Annotated in this window: 17 protein-coding genes and 1 pseudogene; 10 read left to right on the forward strand and 8 right to left on the reverse strand. The window is 58.3% G+C overall.

The features are described 5' to 3' along the window. Positions 1-26: 26 nt before the first annotated feature. Positions 27-3,722, reverse strand: a complete 3,696-nt coding sequence (locus tag ACZ9GA_RS08875; protein ID WP_457363037.1) for an autotransporter domain-containing protein — start codon at positions 3,720-3,722, stop codon at positions 27-29. 480 nt (positions 3,723-4,202) lie between these two features. Further along, positions 4,203-5,009 carry a sulfite exporter TauE/SafE family protein gene (locus ACZ9GA_RS08880; RefSeq protein ID WP_457363036.1) on the reverse strand — a complete coding sequence of 269 codons (807 nt, stop codon included), beginning with the start codon at positions 5,007-5,009 and terminating at the stop codon, positions 4,203-4,205. Positions 5,010-5,129: 120 nt separating this feature from the next. Between ACZ9GA_RS08880 and ACZ9GA_RS08885 the strand changes: the two genes are divergently transcribed. The 4 genes from ACZ9GA_RS08885 to ACZ9GA_RS08900 all read left to right on the forward strand — a co-directional run bounded on the left by ACZ9GA_RS08885 (position 5,130) and on the right by ACZ9GA_RS08900 (position 9,636). Next, entirely contained in the window at positions 5,130-5,909 is a 780-nt protein-coding gene (locus ACZ9GA_RS08885; protein WP_457363035.1) for an AraC family transcriptional regulator, read from the forward strand. A 317-nt stretch (positions 5,910-6,226) separates the two neighbouring features. Beyond that, the gene (locus ACZ9GA_RS08890; RefSeq protein ID WP_457363034.1) at positions 6,227-7,882 is read left to right on the forward strand and encodes an ABC transporter substrate-binding protein; all 1,656 of its coding nucleotides are present in this window, start codon (positions 6,227-6,229) and stop codon (positions 7,880-7,882) included. 864 nt (positions 7,883-8,746) lie between these two features. Next, complete coding sequence (locus tag ACZ9GA_RS08895) at positions 8,747-9,208, forward strand: CPBP family intramembrane glutamic endopeptidase (protein ID WP_457363033.1); 462 nt, start codon at positions 8,747-8,749, stop codon at positions 9,206-9,208. After that, positions 9,196-9,636 (forward strand): hypothetical protein, encoded by a 441-nt coding sequence (locus ACZ9GA_RS08900; protein WP_457363032.1) that lies wholly within the window; start codon positions 9,196-9,198, stop codon positions 9,634-9,636. Before ACZ9GA_RS08895 ends, ACZ9GA_RS08900 begins: the two co-directional genes overlap by 13 nt. Positions 9,637-9,812: 176 nt before the next feature. Here ACZ9GA_RS08900 and ACZ9GA_RS08905 read toward each other — a convergent pair whose 3' ends face one another. Continuing rightward, positions 9,813-10,457: a hypothetical protein gene (locus tag ACZ9GA_RS08905; RefSeq protein ID WP_457363031.1), complete on the reverse strand. Its 645-nt coding sequence runs from the start codon at positions 10,455-10,457 to the stop codon at positions 9,813-9,815. A 60-nt stretch (positions 10,458-10,517) separates the two neighbouring features. On the opposite strand from ACZ9GA_RS08905, the pseudogene ACZ9GA_RS08910 reads away from it, so the two are divergent. Next, positions 10,518-10,652: pseudogene (locus ACZ9GA_RS08910) on the forward strand (SDR family oxidoreductase); the annotation flags it as partial. Positions 10,653-10,893: 241 nt separating this feature from the next. Here ACZ9GA_RS08910 and ACZ9GA_RS08915 read toward each other — a convergent pair. Together ACZ9GA_RS08915 and ACZ9GA_RS08920 are read right to left on the reverse strand one after the other, a co-directional pair. Continuing rightward, positions 10,894-11,295: a GNAT family N-acetyltransferase gene (locus ACZ9GA_RS08915; RefSeq protein ID WP_476227602.1), complete on the reverse strand. Its 402-nt coding sequence runs from the start codon at positions 11,293-11,295 to the stop codon at positions 10,894-10,896. A gap of 42 nt (positions 11,296-11,337) precedes the next feature. Then, the gene (locus ACZ9GA_RS08920; RefSeq protein WP_457363030.1) at positions 11,338-11,976 is read right to left on the reverse strand and encodes a hypothetical protein; all 639 of its coding nucleotides are present in this window, start codon (positions 11,974-11,976) and stop codon (positions 11,338-11,340) included. Positions 11,977-12,226: 250 nt separating this feature from the next. Between ACZ9GA_RS08920 and ACZ9GA_RS08925 the strand changes: the two genes are divergently transcribed. The 3 genes from ACZ9GA_RS08925 (at position 12,227) to ACZ9GA_RS08935 (ending at position 14,177) form a co-directional block, all read left to right on the forward strand. Next, positions 12,227-12,478, forward strand: coding sequence for a DUF1203 domain-containing protein (locus ACZ9GA_RS08925; protein WP_457363029.1), 252 nt, complete (start codon positions 12,227-12,229; stop codon positions 12,476-12,478). Between the two features lie 91 nt (positions 12,479-12,569). Further along, on the forward strand, positions 12,570-12,872 hold the full coding sequence (locus tag ACZ9GA_RS08930) for a hypothetical protein (RefSeq protein WP_457363028.1): 303 nt from the start codon (positions 12,570-12,572) through the stop codon (positions 12,870-12,872). 834 nt (positions 12,873-13,706) lie between these two features. Further along, positions 13,707-14,177, forward strand: a complete 471-nt coding sequence (locus ACZ9GA_RS08935; protein ID WP_457363027.1) for a GNAT family N-acetyltransferase — start codon at positions 13,707-13,709, stop codon at positions 14,175-14,177. 266 nt (positions 14,178-14,443) lie between these two features. Here the strand turns inward: ACZ9GA_RS08935 and ACZ9GA_RS08940 are convergent, their stop codons facing one another. The 3 genes from ACZ9GA_RS08940 to ACZ9GA_RS08950 form a co-directional block, all read right to left on the reverse strand. Beyond that, entirely contained in the window at positions 14,444-14,758 is a 315-nt protein-coding gene (locus ACZ9GA_RS08940) for a hypothetical protein (RefSeq protein ID WP_457363026.1), read from the reverse strand. 220 nt (positions 14,759-14,978) lie between these two features. After that, positions 14,979-15,896, reverse strand: coding sequence for a bifunctional helix-turn-helix transcriptional regulator/GNAT family N-acetyltransferase (locus tag ACZ9GA_RS08945; protein ID WP_457363025.1), 918 nt, complete (start codon positions 15,894-15,896; stop codon positions 14,979-14,981). Positions 15,897-16,807: 911 nt separating this feature from the next. Then, positions 16,808-17,071 carry a hypothetical protein gene (locus ACZ9GA_RS08950; protein WP_457363024.1) on the reverse strand — a complete coding sequence of 88 codons (264 nt, stop codon included), beginning with the start codon at positions 17,069-17,071 and terminating at the stop codon, positions 16,808-16,810. 200 nt (positions 17,072-17,271) lie between these two features. Between ACZ9GA_RS08950 and ACZ9GA_RS08955 the strand changes: the two genes are divergently transcribed. Together ACZ9GA_RS08955 and rarD are read left to right on the forward strand one after the other, a co-directional pair. Further along, positions 17,272-18,207, forward strand: coding sequence for a LysR family transcriptional regulator (locus tag ACZ9GA_RS08955; RefSeq protein ID WP_457363023.1), 936 nt, complete (start codon positions 17,272-17,274; stop codon positions 18,205-18,207). Positions 18,208-18,248: 41 nt separating this feature from the next. After that, positions 18,249-19,139 carry an EamA family transporter RarD gene (gene rarD, locus ACZ9GA_RS08960; RefSeq protein ID WP_457363022.1) on the forward strand — a complete coding sequence of 297 codons (891 nt, stop codon included), beginning with the start codon at positions 18,249-18,251 and terminating at the stop codon, positions 19,137-19,139. The last annotated feature ends 202 nt before the right edge of the window (positions 19,140-19,341 follow it).

Consider the following 19,341-nt stretch of genomic DNA (forward strand, 5'->3'; position numbering starts at 1 on the left):
TGGCCATCCTGTTGCCACCAACCCCATCAAAACCGATACGCCACCCGCACCGACACCCCATTGGACTGCGACGCCTCACCGAGTGCACGCGTGCCCTGATAACCAATCCCGGTACTGAGCCCCGATGCCCAGAGAAAATCCACGCCCAGCATGGCCGACAGCGTGTTGTCGCCAAACCCCTCAGTGGTGACCGAGTACGTTGAATCCCCCACGTCCACATACCCCAGCCGTGCAGTGCTGGCGGCATTGAAGGTATGGCTGTACTCAAGGCGCGAGCGCAGGTTCAGGTAAGCCCAGCCCAGCGGTATGCCGTATTGCCCGCGCACGCCCGCCACGCTCGACAGCAACGACAGGCGCTGCTGGGCGTAGGCCAGGTTGTAGGCGCCGGCATCGGACTCGTCGAACCCGCGCAGCCAGGTGGTGGAGGCGTCCAGCCGGCCATAAGGTGAAACCAGCCAGTGACCGCCCTTCATGTCGTAGCCTGAGCTGAGGGAGGCAAACAGCTGGTCGCCATCGCGCGTGCCCTTGGCGTAACGGGCCGCTTCGCTCACGTAGCGGTCACTGTCGAATGAAAGGCGGCTGTAGCCCAGCAGCGCGTCGACGAAGACCGCCGTGGGGTGGTAACTGCCATAGACGGCAGCGCTGTAGGACTCGCCACGGCTGGTGCTGCCCGATGAGCCGATGTCGCTTTTGTCGCTGCCATAACCGATGCCCATGCCCACGGTCAGCGCCCTGGACAGGCGAACGTCAACGCCGCTGCTGACGCCGATGGTGGTGTTGCTGACTTTGCTGCCGTTTTGCCGGGTGTCGCCGAAATCCACATAGCCGCCTGTCCACACCGACACATCGCCGTTGGGCGGGGGTTGGGGGGCTTTGCTGTCGACGGCGCCCAGCAGGGCAGGTGGGTCATGGGCGGGCGGTTGCAGTGTGGCCAGGGAATTGAGGGCGTCGCGGTTGGTGTCGTCCTGGGCTTGAGTGCTTTTGGACTGGGCCACGTTGAAGTGCAGATTGAAGGCGTTGCGGTGGCCGTCCAGGCTGTGCAGTTGTTCGAGGCGGTCGTTGAAGTTGCTGACCTGGGCTTTGGCGAATTGCGAGGCGCTTTGCGCCTGGGCATTGAGCATGCCGACCACTTCCGCATTCTGGCTGGGGTCGCTGCGGCCGGTGATTTGCAGGGTCAGGGTGGCGGGCTGCGAGGTGCCCCACGGGTTGGCCAGGGTAAACCGCAACGTCACGGTGCCACTGGCTTTTGCCGCTGCCGTGAAGCTGAGCAACGTCTGGGTGAGGCGGGCGGTGCCCATGGCTTGTGCCGGCTGTTCAAGCAGCACCGCCGAGGTAAAGGGGCCGCCTGTGGCACCACTGCTCAGGTCGACGCTGACGCTCTGGCCTGCCGCGACAGTGACCGACGTGTCGGCGGCCTTGGGCGTGGTGCCGTTGATGGTGAGCGAGTAATTGGCGGTTGCCTGCGCGCCGTTGGCATCGGTGGCGGTGACGACAATCGCGGCGCTACCCGCCGTGGTTGGAGTGCCCGCAAGGCTGCCCGAACCGCTGTCCAGGCTCAGGCCGGCGGGCAGGCCCGAGGCGCTGAAACGGTAGGGGCTGACACCACCGCTGGCGCTGAACACCTGGTGATAGGCGCTGCCCACCGTGGCGGCAGTCAGTGCACCGGCGGCAGGGGAAAGGCTCAGGGTGGCGGCGGCTACGGTCACCGTGACGGTGGCGGTAGCGGACGTACCCGAGGCGTTGCTGGCGCTGTAGGTGAAGTTGTCGCTGCCCGAATACCCGGCAGTGGGGGTGTAGCGCAGGCTGGTCCCGCTGGCCACGGCCGTGCCATGGGTGGGGGCCGAGGCTACCGTAACGGAGGTGGCGGTGCCGCCTGACAGGGCCAGGGTGATGAGGTTGTTGGTGCTGTTGGCGCTGACGGTGGCGGACACGGCCGACGCCACTGGCACGGGCTCGGCGATGGACAGGGTGTAGGCCGCCGAGCCGGTGTTGCTGAGGCTGTCGGTCGCGGTGATGGAGAAGCTGTATTGCCCCACCGTCGACGGTGTCCCGCTGATCAGCCCCGTTGAGGGATCCAGGGCAAGGCCCGTCGGCAGGCCCGTCGCCGTGTAGTGGTAGGGCGCGGTGCCCCCTGTCGCGGTGATCGACTGGCTGTAGGCGCTGCCGACCCGGGCCGCCGCCAGCGCACCTGCGCCCGGGCTCAGGGTCAGCGGCGTGGCAGCGACGGTGATCGTCACGGTTGCAGGCGTGGAGGTGCCGCTGGCATTGGTGACGGTGTAGGTAAAGCTGTCTGTGCCGGTAAAGCCCGCCGTGGGGGTGTAGGTGATGGCCAGGCCGGTTGCCGTCGCCGTGCCGTGGGCTGCGGCGCTGGCAATGGTGGCGCTGGTTGCCGCCCCACCGGACAGGTTGAGCGGCACGCTGTTGTTGCTGCTGTTGGCAGCAACCGTCACCGATACCGCCCCCGCCACGGGCGCTTGCTGCGCGATCGTCAGCGTGTAGCTGGCTGTGCCTGTGGCCGCGTAAGCGTCGGTGGCCACAAGCCCCACTGTGTAAGTGCCGGCGGCGGTCGGCGTGCCGCTGACCACCCCTGTTGCGGCCGTGAGGGTGAGCCCGGCAGGCAAGCCGGTGGCGGTATAGCTGTAAGGCGAAGTCCCGCCGCCGCCGCTGAACGTCTGGCTGTAGCTGACGCCCACTTGCCCGGCGGGCAAAGTACCGGATGCCGGCGTGACCGTCAGTGCTGGGCGCGACACGGTCAACGACACCGTGGCGGCCGTGGAGGTGCCGGAGGCGTTGGTGGCGTTGTAGGTAAACGAATCACTGCCCGAGTACCCGGCCACCGGCGTGTAGCTGATGCTGGTGCCCGACGCCGTGGCCGTGCCATGGCTGGCCGCGGAGGCGACGGCCACCGAGGTGGGGGTGCCGGTGATTGCCAGGGTAATGGGATTGCTCGACGAGTTGGCGGCGACGGTCGCTGTGACATCGGCGGCCACCAGGGCGGCCTCGGCGCGGGTCACGGTGATGGAATAGGTTTTGCTCGTCTGGCCATCGGCGGCGCTGACCGCGACGCTGATGGTGTTCGCACCCACCGCCAGGCTGATCGCCGAGGAGTCCGCTCCCGAGGCAACCGCCGCGCCGTTGACCGTGATGGTGCTATCGCTGGCGGTGGCGGTCGGTCGCACAACGACTGAGCTGGTGCCGTTGCCCACGGCCGCGGTGTAGGTGGTAGTGGCCGCCGTGAAGGTCGGCGACAGAGTGCCGGCCGACAAGGTCAGGCCGGTCAGGGAAGCGTCGGCCACAACGGCGCCGGAACAAATGATGCTGACAGCACCGATGTACGTGCCGGTGGAAATCTGCGCGTAAAGGCCGCCCGTTGCCAGCTGGCTGGAAGATACGTTCACCGAGTAGGACCCCGCGCTACCGGTGTAGCTGCGGTAATCGGAATAGACCGTGGTGATGTTTTGCGACCGCAGGTTCACCAGCTCCGACGTAATCGCGCTACCGCCTGCACCTTGGCCATTGTCGGTGTACGCAAACGTGACGCTTTCGCCACTGTCAAACGCCGTGCTGACGAACCTGGCTGAGTAGGACGTGGTGCCACTGTTGGCGTTCAGCGTCGAACAGGCCGTGGACAAGGCGTGGGCGAGGGTAGCCTGCAGCAGCACGACCAAGCCGATGACGCATCGAAGGGCAATTCCTTTGTTCGCAAGCAACGAAGAACTCACGGTAAATTCCATTTAAAAAGAAACTGCCAGGGCGCACATCGACTGACGGGTGTCGGGTCGAAAGGTGCACGGGGTCGAGGGTCAGGAGCCTGTTCCGGGGGAAGGGATGCAGACGATGGCATTATGCCTGCGCTCGGTGGTCGTTGCATCAAGGCAATGGTTACATTCTTGACTCAATGGGTTGGGGCGAAAGCGGCAAAGGCATTCAACCTGGCCGATATTGCGATTATGGTCGGGGCAGGGGCATTACTGCTTACGGAATTAAGGAAGCGCGTCCGTTACGGGGAGTGAATTCAATATTGATGGTGGTTTGCTGGCAGGGTCGGCTGTGACGCCGACAGCCGTGGAGGGCAGTGGGGGCTAGGTCGTTGAATTGCGCCTGCGTTCCCCCCTAAATCGCGGGCCCACCCCATTGATCGCGTCGTCTGCATCGCGGCTAAGGCCGGCTCCTACCACGGATGGCTGCCCCTGATCTGCGGGTCACTTGAACGCCAGGCCCAGACCCGCCAGGGCGAGCAACCCGATGTAGATGCGGGCATGCAACCTGTCAGGAATCTTGCCCGCCAGCGGTAATGCCACCCGCACCCCTATCACCGAACCGATGCTCAACAACACGAACGCCGGAAGATAGATGTAGCCCAGCAAACCGCTGTGTAACCCCGGCGTCTGGAGCGGCCCCATGGCCCCGTACATCAGTGATCCTGCCAACGCCACCGGCAGGCTCAGAGGGTTTGCCAACGCTGAGGCCTGGGCCATGCTCAGGCCCGACCTGCGCAGCAACGGAACCGTCATCACACTGCCACCCACGCCCAGCAGGGCAGCCACGACGCCAATGACAACGCCTTTGAAGGGCACGGCACCCAGCCTCCGGGGGCTGGCGTCCGAGGTTCGGAGAAACCCCTTGCGGATCATGCAGTCGGCGATGGTAAGCGCCAGGTAAGCGATGAAACCGGCGCGCACAGCGTCACTGGTCATTGCACTACCCAGCAGGGCGCCGCCCACCGCGCCGACTGCGATATAGCCCACCAGCGGCCAGATAAAACCGCCAACAAGCCGGCCTGCGCGGTGCTGTTTAAACGTCGCCATCGACGCGTTGATCACCATGACGGCCGTCGAGGTGCCGACGGCGATTTGCATGGCGGCGTCATAACCAACCTCCCCTGGGGCATGGCTGGCAATCAGCAGGTGATAAACCAGCGGTACCGCGACAAAACCACCACCGAAGCCAAACAGCACAGTGGTGACGCCGGTCATGCAACCCAGCACTGCCAATATCAATAGGCTCATCCAGTATTGTCCATTGCTCAATGTTCGTTGAGCGGGCATCTTAAGGGCGCGGGCCGCGGTGGACTTTTGCGAACGAGCCGACCGTGTTTTCGTTCCGGCCAAGCTTCCTGGATCATGATGATGCGCAATGCTTCCATTGCTGTTCTGGACTCCACCCCACGCCCTGTCGTTGCAATCTGCACAGAGTATGAGTACGGCCACCGCCTGCCGATGCACACTCACCGGCGCTCGCAATTGCTTTACGGCTCAAAGGGCGTGATGCAGGTGACGACGAGCCTGGGAACCTGGGTCGTCCCTCCACAACGGTCGGTATGGATACCTCGGCAGGTGCCCCACGAGGTCTTGTTTCTCGGCGTAACGACCCATAGTTTGTACATTGAACCTGCCGAATCGCTGAGCATGGAGGCACGGTGCCGGGTGATCGACGTCAGCCCGCTACTGCGCACCCTGCTCCAGGAGGCGGTGGACATGCCCCTGGAGTATGAGCAAGAGGGCAGGGATGGCGCCCTGGTCAAGCTTCTACTGCATGAAATACAGCGCGCGAACCGGCTTGCACTCCAGATCCCCATGCCAGCGCACGACCGGTTACTGGCCATCTGCAAGACTTTCCTGCTGGCACCGGATATCAACACCGCGGCGCAGGGGTGGGCTGACTCACTGTTCATCAGTTTGCGGACGTTCAATCGCCTTTTTCGAGAGCAAACCGGCTTGAGCTTTGGGCAGTGGCGTCAACGTGCCTGCGCGATTTTGGCCCTGGCACGGCTTGCGGAAGGCCTCAGCGTGACGACTGTTGCCCTGGAGATGGGATATGACAGCCCAGCGGCGTTTGCCACCATGTTCCGCCGAGTATCGGGCCGGCCGCCTTCGTTCTACTTACCTGCCTTGGACGCGAAGGGGTGAAACATACTGGTGGCGATCGAGCGTTTTCGATCCATTGCTGACGGCCAGCCCCCGCTGTAGCCGCTGCCGCCGGCTGCGCTGGCCTTCAACCACACTGGAAATCTTCAGCGCATCCAGCGGCAAGCGCAGCCTGGCGGCAGCGGCTACAGCGCGTGGCTGGGCCTGGGCCGACGGGGGGCGGCAGCTTCCGGCCGATTGCGCTCTGCTGACCCAAGCCATGGCACGCGATTGCTGGCACCGCATCAGTGATGCCACAATGCCGCGCCGCGCCACGCCTTGCCCGCTAAACGATAAGCGCGATTCACGGACCCTCCACTATGCCCAGCCTCCGTAGCTGCTCCAACACCCCAAGTCAGCCGCAGGGACGTCTGCCGGGGCGGCTGCGTCGACTAGTGTGTTTGGTGCTGTTCTCGGCCCAGGCTGCGTGGGCGAGCCCGGTCACCCAACACAATGACGGCGTACAGGTCATTGATGTACAGCTGCGTTGGAAGCACCAGTTTCAGTTCGCGGGCTATTATGCCGCCATCGCACAGGGCTATTACCGCGAAGAAGGGTTGGAGGTGCACTTGCACGAGGGTGGTCCCAATATCACTCCGGTTGAAGAAGTGCTTTCCGGGCGCGCGCAATATGCCGAAGCCAACAGCGAGTTGCTTTACGCACGCTTGCATGGAAAGCCCCTGGTTGCGCTTGCGGTGATTTTTCAGCATTCCCCCTCTGTGCTTCTGGCTCGCACGGACAAAGGGGTTCGCACCGTGCACGACCTGATCGACAAGCCGGTGATGTTGATGGATGCACAGACCGATGCCGATTTTCTGGCGATGTTCCGCAGCGAGGGTATACCCCTCGACAAACTGCAACTGTTGCCCAGCAGTTATCAGATTGAGGATCTGGCCAACGGCAAAGTGACGGCCTTCAACTCGTACCTGACCAACGAGCCCTTTTACCTGAAACAGCGCGGTGTGGACTACAACGTTATCTCGCCCGTCACCTACGGGATCGACTTCTACAGCGACATCCTGTTTACCACGCAAGCCGAGATTGATGAGCATCCCCAACGGGTCGAGGCGTTCCGCCGCGCCACACTGCGTGGTTGGCGCTACGCGATGGATAACCCCGAGGAAATCATCGACCTGCTGCTCAATCAATATGCAGTGGAGAAAAGCCGCGCGCACTTGGAGTTCGAAGCCCAAGCCATGCGTCCACTGGTGCAATCGGACCTGATCGAGATCGGTCATATGAACCCGGGGCGCTGGCAACGTATGGCTGAAACTTTCCTTGAACTGGGCATGGTCAACAACATCGACGGATTGGAAAACTTCATTTACGACCCCAACCCGCCACAGCTCGTCGAGCGGCTGCGCAAGACGATTGTCCTGATCAGTATTGGCGGCGTGCTTGTCCTGTTGTTCACGCTGGTGCTGTTGAACGCCCAGCGCCATCTGCGCAAAGAGATCAAGCTACGCAAACTGGCTGAGGAGGAAGTCCGCAAACTTGCCTTCTATGACAGCCTGAGCGGCTTGCCCAATCGCAATAGTTTTATTCCCTTTGTCAGTCAGAAGCTGCTCGACGCCAAGAGTCGTGGAGAGCATTTGGCCCTGTGCTACCTCGACTTGAACAACTTCAAACAGATCAATGATCGTTTTGGCCACCAGGCGGGCGATGCCGTTTTGATCCATGTAGCCTCGGCCATCAGATCCCATATTCGCGAATTTGAAATCGCCGCGCGCATGGGCGGCGATGAATTTGTCTTGTTGCTCGACGGCGCGCATCACAAACACGATATCCAGCGAATCACCCAGGCAATCTGCAAGGCTGTCGAGCTGCCCCTGCTTTGGAAAGGCCACCAGATCAAGGTCAGCGCCAGCCTGGGTGTGGCCTGGTATCCGGAAGATGGCGAGCTGCTCGACGAACTGATGTTCAAGGCCGATACCGCCATGTTCCAAAGCAAAGCCAGTAACGCTGCGCAGGCCTGAGCCTTTTTTACGAGCTGTTCTTCGGGAAAGGCGTATGACGATTAAAAGCGAGTGCTCTGCGGCAGCTGCGTGCGTGTATTCCTTTACATGACGCTACGCGTCGGCTGTGTGAAGCGCCGCTGTTTTTGTCAATGCTTAACGGGTGCTGTCAGCCGAAAGCGGTTTGCGGTGACCGGCGGCTTCCGACCCATTGCGGATGGCCAGGCCCATCACTGTAGCCGCTGCCGCAGGCTGCGCTGGCATTCAACCACACTGGAAATCTCTAGCGTACCCAGCGGCCAGCGCAGCCTGGCGGCAGCGGCTACAGCGCGTGGCTGCGTCTTAGCCGTCGGGGGGATTGGCAGCTTAGGCCCGACTCCGTTGTTAAGCGTAATTCAATCGGCGCTCCTGCCTGCCATGACGGAGGGCGTGCGACGATCTTGCAGCCACCAGCAAACCCGGCAGGATCATTCGTTAGTGACTTCGGGGTCAGCACCCTCGATACGGCGTGGCAGGTGACGGATGAATTCCGGCAACTGATGCAACTAGTCAGGTTGGTACCATGATAGGCGAAGCGCGTTTTGCCACTCGGATTTGAAAGTGATGTACCTAGCTCATAAAGGAAGAAGCAAATGAAGTACGAACAAACGCCAGACTACATTATTCAGCAAGGCGACAAGTACCGGTTCTGGTCTCGTCTGGCCATGGCCATTCTGGCGGTGGCATTGTCCTTAGGTCTTCAACTCGTGCTTATTTTTCTGGTCGGTACGCAGGGTATGCACGGTCTTTGGATGCTTGTTGGCCATGGGCTGGCCGCCGCCGGCCTGCTAGCGCTCGCTACTTTTCAGATGCGCAACGCTGGCGGACTTCGCGCCTTGGTAGGGCATGGACGTCAAGCCCGCGCTCAAGATATTCCTCTGGGTCATAGTCGTGATCTGTCTGGTAGATACCGTTGCGGAAGTCGCTACAGGTGTAGGGCGAGAACCCTTCATGGTGACATTCCTCACCGGTCTTTCTTTGCCCCAGACGTTGCTTTGCCTAGCGATGCTGGCGATATTCCCGCCCGTCAGCGAGGAGTTGTTGTTCCGGCATTTCCTGATCCGACTTTTCCCGCTTGCGCACCGCAACTGGCGAATCGTAGCGGTAATCTTCACCGCCGCGCTGTTTGTTGCATCGCACACTCAGTATCAACATTGGACCACCTTCGTTACCCTAGCGGTCATTGGCGTGGCGCTCGCCATTGCACGCCTCAAAACGGGCGGGGTGGTGGTGCCGATCGTCATGCACTGCTCAGCTGAAGTTGCAGGAATGGTGACTGACTGGATGAGCGCGCAATGGACGAGCTGAAATTGTTTGGGGATGGGCACTGGATCGTGACTCATCGACGAGATGCGCGTCACGATGGATACCTGATAATTTCATCTGAAGAGGAGGCTTCCGAGCTCAGCGACTTGAGCGGCGATGCCCTGGCATCTTTAGGGTTGGTCATGAAAAGGCTGGAGCGTTTGCTGGTGAAGGTATATGCACCTTGCAAAGTAATTTTCTACAAGTTAGGGTTTTCTCAGGGTTTCAATGTGCACTTTCATGTTGCACCTGTCTCGGATGGCTTGTTAAAAGAGATATCAAGCCACCCTAGCTACTCCGACCATCCTGATGGTAACGACGCAATTGTTTACTTAAGTAGAGAGTTGTGCGAACGGCCCCTTACAACTGCTGAGACAGAAAAACAATTGCTAGCGATTCGGCTACTCAGGGCTTCGCTTTCAGCTGTTTAACGCTGAGGCTGGCTGCTCTGCTGCTATCCGGGCTTCTGCTTTTGGCCGAGAGCCGCCCCTGCGCTAGGCGCGCCTTGAATCGAAAGCTGCGGGTTGCGCAGGGCGGCTCTGGCCCAAAGATGGCCGACTTACACGGCGTCTGGGGCTCGGAGCACCACAACGTGACGGGCATTTCACTAGCTGAGACGCGCCTGCCCTGCCTGTGTAAGCAATGTTTGAAGTTTTTGTCTGACCGGTTCGGGAGTACATGAATAGTAGCGTTGAAATTCTTCCTCTGCCGCTTGCTGGCTGCCGTTGAGGGCCAATACAAATGCGTAGGCCAGGGGGTGTTGCACATAGTTGTAGAAGCCCAGCCCGCCCGATGACAGACGTTGTTTGACTCGCTCGAATGCACTCGGCAGGTCGGCTATCAACTGAGCTTTTTCCCAGAATAACTCGGCCTCTGCAATGGCTGCGCTGAGTACCTCATGAGCCTTGGTTTCAATTATTTCAGGCCCATAACAATAGGGGATGTTCCAGGCCTTGTTCCGCGCATCCCAAGTTAAATCAAGTTGCGCTGACTTGAACGTTTTGTGCCATTTGACGTTGCTGCCGGAAACGTGGGGCACGAAATCCAAGGATAGACCCCAAGCTGGCGCCAGAGCGCCTCCTTTCCATTGCCTCAGGCAGAAAATCTGGCGAATAGGAGCGTCAGTACTACGCAGCCAGTGCAGGGGGGCCTGAGCCTCAAATCCCAAGGCATGCAAGCGACCCTCTATGATTGGCGAAACGATTTCATGAATTTTATCTATTCGAACTAAAGCGAATTCCCGTTCCTGCATGCATTCCTCCATTGTTTAGAAATATCTTGCAGCTGGCTTGCAGACATCAATGTCTGGCAGAACCCCATAAGGCGCATTGCCACGCCCAAGGAGGTCGCGAACGCCACGGTCTTCCTGGCGAGCCCCGTCGCGAGTTTCATCACCGGCACCACCTTGCTGGTCGATGGTGGACTGACGCAGGGTGTGCAGTACTGAGGGTACCGGATTCCTTGCTGGGAAGGCGGCTACCAATTCGTCGATGAAGTTCATGTCTTTCCTGATCATTGCCTTTAGGGACTGGGCTGTATGAATTGTATTTCAGCTCGCCTATGCAGCGTTGAAAACAGGCTCGTGCGCGAGTCCGATCGGAATGCTCACTTACAACCCGTAAAGTCGAGCGCGACTCCGACCGTTCCTCGCCCGTTCTCGCCTTGCCTGGCCTTCGCTGGAAAACATTTCATACCGACCCTAGTTGCATCACGTGCGTCGCATGGGCGTCTTCCTGTCGCCTGAAACCGCAGCGCACGTAAAACGCGCTTGCATCGGATGTGTCGGTATAAAGCCGCACAGTTTTAAAGTGCAAAGCGGCATGGGCAAGCAACGCGCTTACCAGACTCTGACCAACGTGCCGGCCCCTGGACACAGGCGCCACGTATAGGCGTCGCAACCTCCCAGTACCCGCTTCGGTGTAGGGATCAATGGAAAGCCCTCCGATACCTGCCAGTTGCTGATTCACATACGCTGCCATGAGGCATTCCCCGGGAGCATCGAAGCGGTTTTCGCCTGACTGCCATTCTGAAATCAGTCTGGTGAGAAACCTGAAACCCTCGGCAACTGCTGATTTCTCAAGGGCTGATATGTGGGGGGGGCAGGTACGCGATCTGTTGGATCTCCATCGGGCCTATCCACCTCCCTGTTTCGCATGATCAAACTCGGCTGCCAGGCGAGTCATGGGAAACGATTGCTTCACCCACCGGTCTTCCATGCCTCGCACGCTCACAAAGCCTACCTGGGTCTCGACCGCATACTCGCCAAGGGCGTCATCCAGCAGCAGGTAGGAGGCCTGGGTAAACAGGGCGTCGTTCTGTTTGTAATCGTCGTACATCAACACGATGCCGATCTTGGCCCCGTCTTTTGCGAGCAGGCATCGTACTGTGGCTGGGTCGAAAGTATGTTCGCCCAGTGTGAGCGTGTTGACCGGACTGCGGCGAGGGCGGTACTTGACGACCTGCCAAAGATCCAGCTTCGGGGCTGCTGCATACAGCGCTTCAACAGCGGGAAAAGCCGCCTTCAAGCCATCGGCGCTGATGATGAATTCGCGCCTGCCCTCCGGTTGTACTGGGCCCAGTTCAAAGGTCAGATCCTCGTTAACCTGCTTCAACTGGCTGCCCAGTTGATCAAGCACCGGGTCGGTGGGCGATGTGAAACGATAAAGGGCTGATTGATTCGCAACGAACCAGTTCCAAAACTGCGCTTCCTGGTTCGCATGAGCCATTATCGGCATTGCGCCGAACAGCAGTGGGAGCAACTTCCTTAGCACGTAAAGTCCTTTTGAATATGAGGTGAAGACGTTTTGCGAGCCTGTTGGTATTGACGCTTCTTGTATCTCGCCGGCTTTCATAGCACATGTTGGCTTAAGAAAAATGAACGGACGATTTCGGCTATCGCTGGGCAGGTAACGATTCCCCATAACCCTCTGAGCCCCGGCCGACAGCCAATCGAGCAAGAAACGGATAGTGCACTCAGCAGGGAGTGCGTTTCCATGCGGTTGCAACCGACTGGAGAAGCACATGACCTATCGTATAACAGGCCTTTCCCCCGAACCCTTCCAGGCATTGTTCTACCTTCCGGAGCAGGACTTGGCCGCGCTGGGCGTCATACGCTGCTCGGTCGACAGCGGCATGATGATTGACGCTGAGGTAGTCGCTGGCACAGCGATTGAGGCAATCATTGCGCGGATGTTTGCCGACCCGCAGGTTGGCTACATCCACGTTCACCATGCCAGGCAAGGGTGCTATTGCGCGCGGATAGATCGTGCTTGACCCCGATCAGGTGTTGCGCTGCCTGCCCTTACATCATTGATCTCAAAGCGCCACTATCCGCGAAAATCCCACTCACGAAATGGAGCCATTTGTGAGAGCACTCCTGCTGTTGACCGTCGCCTTCTTCTCTTCACTTGGTCTGGCTGGCGAGCCCATCCCCGACAAAGATAAATTCGAAGCCCAGTACGTAAAATGCATTGAATCTGGCCTGCTCAAAGGCTGTTGGTCATCCGTTTTCGCCGGCCACTTCGTTCCTTGGGCCAAAAAGGAAACAGAACTGCTTTCCAGCGCGGAGGCAGGGTACACCCATTGGCTCGATGGCCAGTCGGTCTACAAGGTTCATCGCGGCATCAAGGAGTTAAAGGCGAAGTCTTGGACAATCGCTCTTATGTGATCGAGCGTGATGACGGTAACGTCGTGGGGCTTTGGGTGGGGCTGCGCCAAGTCAAGGGGAAGTGGTATGTGGGGGAGATCGTTGGCGTGTCGAGTGATGAGTTTCTTCGAAATATCTTGAATATGACGGACCCTTGGGCGAAGTAGCTACGGGTTGACGTCGCGCCCGCGGTATTAGTGGTTGGATGGCGTGTAACCGTGTGGGATTCGATCCTGGCCCAAAGTAACTAGGCGTTCAGGTACGCGGCATTCAGGTGCAACATTAGTATCGCCCACCAAAAATGTTTCAGCCACCTGCGGCGTAACCTTGCAGTCAGCAGCTTGTGCCGGAAATTGATGGGCTGGATGTCCGTTCATGGCCGAGAGCGGTCCTTGGCAACCGATCGTCTCGGCGATTTCCGAGGTGCCCCTGCAGCCAATCTGTTCATACACAGTCTAGGTAGCCACTGCCGGGGCACTGGAGAATTTCCGCGTGTATCGATGCCAGCGCAGCCTAGCGGCAGCGGCTACAAGCTGTGTGTAGCAGCGGCCGCCAGGCCGCGTCACAGGCGCTGCAGTACATCTGGGGGCAGCGCCTGCCTTCGGCAGCTGCTGCACGTGGCTGAGACGTGGTGCGACTCTGCGTCACAAAATTTGACACTCCTTTCTGAAACATCAGATGATGCCCCCATGACTACTTGCAGCCGCGTAATCATGATGCGTCCCATGATGACCGCCTTCGGCGGGCCATAGGGCGTTGCGCGCGTAAATCCCACGCATCCCCGAAGCCCCGCCATCAATGGTAGGGGCTTTTTTCATGCTCCGGTCATGAGCATCCATGACAAGGAGAGTGAACATGTTGCAGATCCGCCCAGCCAGGTACGACGACGCAGAGGTCGCTTTCGATATCCGGCTTCAAGCCATACGACACCAGTGTATTGCCGTCTACACGCCAGAACAGGTTCAAGCCTGGACACAGGTGCCGCTGACGGACCGGTACCGGGCTAGTGTGGAGCGCCAGTACCAAATTGCATGGTGGGACGAAGTGGCGGTTGCCACGGGGCTGATCGATTTCCAGTCCCGGGAGCTGGGCGCTCTCTTTGTGCTGCCCGCGTACATGGGGCAGGGCATTGGCAAGGCCATGATCCAGCATCTGGAGCGGCTGGCGATTGCGGCTGGGCTTGACGAAATTCATCTGGAGGCGACCCCGAATGCCACTGCCTTCTACCATCGGTGTGGTTACCACGGGGCGGTTGGCGGCATCTACACCTCGCCTTCGGGGCTTGAACTGGCATGCACCCCTATGCATAAGCGCTTGGTCGGCTGAGGTGTCTCTGGAGGGGACGAAACTGCGTTGGCTCTGACCGCTTTCGACCCAAAGCGGCATGTCAGTCGCTAGCAGGTGAAATCCGCTGATAGGTAGCTAGGCTCTGTATGAAATGTGTGGAGCGTGCGTGGAGTGCTGTGGGAGCTGGCTTGCCAGCGAGCTTTTGAGGCCCGAAAAGCTCGCTGGCAAGCCAGCTCCCACACCAGAACCCACCCTCATATGCTTTTTCATACAGACCCTAGAGAACATCTGTCAGCTAGTTGTTTTCAATATGCCTCGCCTTCATCACCTTCAACACTGGCTCCGAGTGCTCTCGCAATTTCCTTGGCCTTTACGATTGCCGCATCACTGAAGACGAAGGAAATCCTCCCCCTCCGATAATCAAAAAGATACTGTTGCTGTGTTAGTGGAGACGTCCACGTTGCTGAATTTTGCCCACTGGAAACAATGGTTTCACCTGTAAAGGGATTTCGGCCAGCCAGCTCGATTTCTAGCTTCAGTGACAGATCACTTGCGCAAAGTAATTGCCACTCTTCAAGAGCTATTCCCATCGATCTGGCAATGTGGATTTCGTAGGCCATAGGTGTGCCGTTTCCTGAATTTTGGATGTATGTGAGACACCTGAATGTCGGTGACTGCCGAGGCTAGCTACTGACGGCAGAGGTGCCCAGTAACCCCTTTTGGCCGATTGCGGCCCTTCGCGAGCCTCGGCCTCGGCTTTGGGTTGCAGCCGCTCAGCGCTGGAAGAATTTGACCCTCGTTGGGCGGTACCCCACTACACATACGGTGCTCACAACGCCACTACAGATCACGAGCCCAAGTCTGGCTGACGAGTTCTTTTCCGAAGCTCTGCACCTGCTGCTCCTCGACCAGTTGAAAACCTGCTTTCTGGTATAGCTTTCTGGCATCGGAAAGCACGCTGGTTGTCCAGAGAATCATGCGCGTGTAGCCCGAGTGCCGCGCGAACTGAAGACTCTCTTGCAGCAATCGATTTCCGATTCCCATACCTCTGGCACTTGCATCCACATACAGCATTCGCAGCTTAGCGGTCGTTTCGTCATGTCTAACGACAAACACCGAACCGATGACCGTGCCGTCTTTTTCCGCAATCCAGCATCGCTCGCAGGACTCATCGAACTCACGAAGGTATTGAGCGACGATTTCTGCTACCAGCGCTTCGAACTCCGTATTCCAACCGTATTCGCGGGAATAAAGTTGAGCTTGCTGCTGAACAACAATACCCATGTCCCCTGGTCGTGGATCGCGCAGAATGTAGGAGAGATCCCTGTCACCCAATAGCGTCTGGATCCGGCTCATGGCTTGGGTCAATTGCTCCTGTTGTGACTCAGGCAAGCCTTGCAGCACCGCCACAACTTCTTCACGAGCGGCTTGCTCCAGCGAGGTCAGCACGGTACGACCTCTGTCGGTAAGCTGGATTTGAGACGCTCGTGCATCGATCGCAGAGCGAGCCCTGCTGATTAGTCCTTTTTTCTCGAATCCACCAATGACTCGGCTGAGGTAGCCAGCGTCCAGACCGAGCATATGGCATAGGTCTGAACTTTTCAGGCCAGCGCTGGTGCCCAATTCATAAAGGATGCGTGCTTCGGTCAAGGAAAAATCAGCCTGAAGCAGGTGCTCTTGCAGTGCGCCAATCTGCCGGGTGTAGAACCGGTTGAAACGGCGGACCGCGTCAGCGCGCTCCATGATGGTTGCGGTCATGAAAATTCTCAAATAGTTGCTTTAGGCAATCATATTATTGCCTTAGGCAACAATGTCAAGTCTACGATGCTCACGTGCGCAGTTTACGGTGAAGAAGGATCCGGTCTGGCCGTCTGCTTTTGGCCCAGTCTGTGTGAAAACGTTTTTGGTCGTAGAGACCGCCAAGAACGAGGGCGGAAACCGTGCCTCTACGTGAAATCTGACTCTACAAACCAGCCGACCATTTTCAGATTTTGCGTAGAAGCGCGCACTCCAGTTTTCGATAAGCGTTTTCACACAGCCTGGGCCGATTGCTGTCATTGGCCACCGGCAGCTAACCCATAGCAGCCCTTCCCGTAGGGCCGCAATCGGCCAGAAGCTGCCTTTCGGAAGGGAGAAGAATGAGTCGGGATCGGAGTGCATATATACTGCTTACGAGTATTTGCAGTGCAGCGGCTTTTTTCACCGCCCGCAACGGCCAAAGCAGAAACGCACTGGCGTGCCTTCATCTTGCGGAATGATCCAGAACTGGGGACGCATCCGGTGGAACAACGTCAACCTCATCTATACTTGGATGCCTGCCCTACTGAAGGGAAAAGTCGATGCCTCATGCAGGAAACCAGGACAGTGTCGAACAAATAAAGACTGAAGTGTCGCAAGCGATGGCTGCGTGCCATCAGTCACTGGGCAAATGCCCGCCAGAGGAATCTGCGCGGTTAAAGAATATCTTACTCGAGAAAATCGCAGTACTGAGCGCTTATGCAGAGTTGGTTTCTGGCACCGCTGGAACGGTGCAATAAGGTCCTCAGGATCGCCCTGGGCTTGGTCGGTTACACCTTGCCGCTCGCAGATACCGACAGTTCCCTCAGCGATGCCACTTCAATCTAACGTGCCTAGTTCCATGCCAATTGACCGCTTCCGGCAATACGCGGTTACTTGTGAGCCCCAAGAACTGCCTCTACCAACTGGCCATCGAAGTTTTCTGTGTCATCGCGCACCTCTGAATGCAACCGCCGCCTGGCCTCGATCAGCATTTCGGCAACTGCGATTTGCTGGTTCAGAAAAGTAGCGACTGCGAGATCTGAAAGCTCTTCAAGAGGCGTATCCCAGGCATCCCGACAACGCTGTTGCAGCGTTGTCAAAGCCTCTCCCTTCCAAGGGCCAATGATGCTGGTTACTGTCATCGGTTGGGACATTGACATCGACTCGTGCTGCTGGAACGCAATTCTAAAGCCAGCTTCCACCGAGTGCGAGGGGACGCTTCCGTCCATAAACTGCCAGCAATGCTTCGCCCCTATTGCTGCATAGATTGCAGTAATGAAATGCAGTTAACTGGGATTGTAGGCATCAGATCGTCTCGCCATACTGTACTGAACGTCCCATTCGGTAAGCAGCCATGCCCATAAAAGCCTTCCTCGATAGCCAGCATAGTGATGAGATCACTGCGTTGATGGCAGTCGCAGAGGAGGGGTCTTTTGTTTCAGCCGGACGTCGGCTCCAGCGCGATCCATCGGTGATCTCAAAACGTGTGGCAGCTATGGAGACACGACTGGGCATTCGTCTTATTGAGCGATCCACCCGTCAACTCAGAATGACGCTGGTGGGTGCTCAGCTGGTGGAGCGCCTTACAGTAGCACTTGGAGCCATTTCGGAAGCGCAGCAAGAAGCTAAACAAGGTGCTTCGGAAATTAGGGGCGTCCTGCGTCTTGCACTACCAGCAGCGATGGGACGCCTCTGGCTCGCGCCACTGTTGCCCGAGTTTCTCCTGGCCAATCCAGGCGTGTCGGTTGTGGCCGACTACAATGACCGCTTCGTCGACCTGATTGCCGAGGGGTATGACGCCGCCATTCGAGTGGGCGAGTTGAGCGATAACCGCCTTGTTGCTACAAAGCTGTGGGAGCACCGCCGCATTCTTTGCGCATCCCCTGAATACCTCAGACAGTTCGGAGAGCCTCAAAGACCTGCTGATTTGGCTAAACACAGCTGCCTGCGATTCAGCGGTCTCGCATCCTTTCCTGAATGGCGGATGTTCAAGAAAGGACGTATCCAGAAGGTGGCGGTTCAGGGCGCGCTGACATCAAATGATGGGGAAGCGCTGCTCGCTGCTGCAAGGGCTGGCGTTGGTATCTTGGGTGGCGGCGAGTGGTTGATGAGCCGTGATCGAGAAGCAGGACTACTAAAGCGAGTTCTGACTGACTGGCGGCTTGATGGTGGCGAGGGTGGTGTTTACCTCGTTCGTCCGTCTTCCCGCTTCGTGCCTGCTACAACCCAAGCCTTCAAGAATTGGATTGAAAGCAAGTTCACACACGGCGCCCCTTGGTTCGCCCCTTAAACCGCAACGCACCTCAATACTTATTTCCTCCGGAGGCCTTTGTGTTCAAAGGTGTCGCTCTGTCCGTTGCATCGTCCTCCGCGTTCGCCGGACTTTACTATTACGCAACATTGCTCAAACCACTTGATGGCGAGCAAATTTTCGGATGGCGCCTGCTGCTAACGCTTCCGTGTGTGACGTTGTTTCTTCTGCTAGGTCGCGAGTGGAATCCCGTCAGCGACATTTTTAACCGGCTAATTCAGCAGCCCTCTTTAATAATCGGGCTGCTCGCAAGCAGCGCGCTGCTTGGTGTTCAACAGTGGCTATTCATGTGGGCTCCCATAAACGGCAGAGGTTTGCAGGTTTCGCTAGGTTACTTTCTGCTTCCGCTCGTAATGCTCTTGGTAGGTACTCTCTTCTATCGGGAGCGACTGAGCTGGTTGCAGATAACTGCTGGGGTTGCGGCTTTGCTGGGTGTCACCCATGAGGTGTTCCAGGTGGGAGGTTTAGCATGGGAAACCCTGCTAGTTGCCCTTGGATTCCCAGCCTATTTCGTGCTTCGTCGAACGCTAAATACTGCCAATTTGGGAGGGCTATGGTTCGATATGCTTTTCATTATTCCTGTCGCAAGCTGGTTCGCACTGGGCTCTCAGACAACTGCGTCATGTTTTGACCAGGCCCCTAGCCTCTATGCTCTGGTGCCGCTTCTGGCACTAATTAGTGCAGCAGCGTTCATGGCCTATACCACAGCCAGTCGCCTGCTCCCGTTCAGCCTCTTCGGCTTGCTCGGTTATGTGGAGCCCATGCTGATGGTGGTCGTAGCACTGCTCATTGGCGAGCGAATTGCCCCCGGCGACTGGCTCACTTACATTCCGATTTGGTTCGCGGTGAGCCTCCTGATTTTGGAGGGGGCAAAGCACATTCGACGCTCAGTTGCATCGGCGCGAGCCTGACAGGCAGCTTCTGGCCGATTGCTGCCTCTGGCGAGAGGCGGCTACCGACCCAGAGCAGCCCTTGAACGACACCATGACGAAGCAGTAGCGTTAGCAGAAAGGTTGACGAGTAATACTCAGGAAACAAGCTGTCCTTCAATCCGCATGAGAAAAAGCTGCTGGATGAAACCGAGTCACTCTCGAATCGTGCGTCACAGCCATA

It is taken from the genome of Pseudomonas sp. TE3644, from assembly GCF_056278815.1.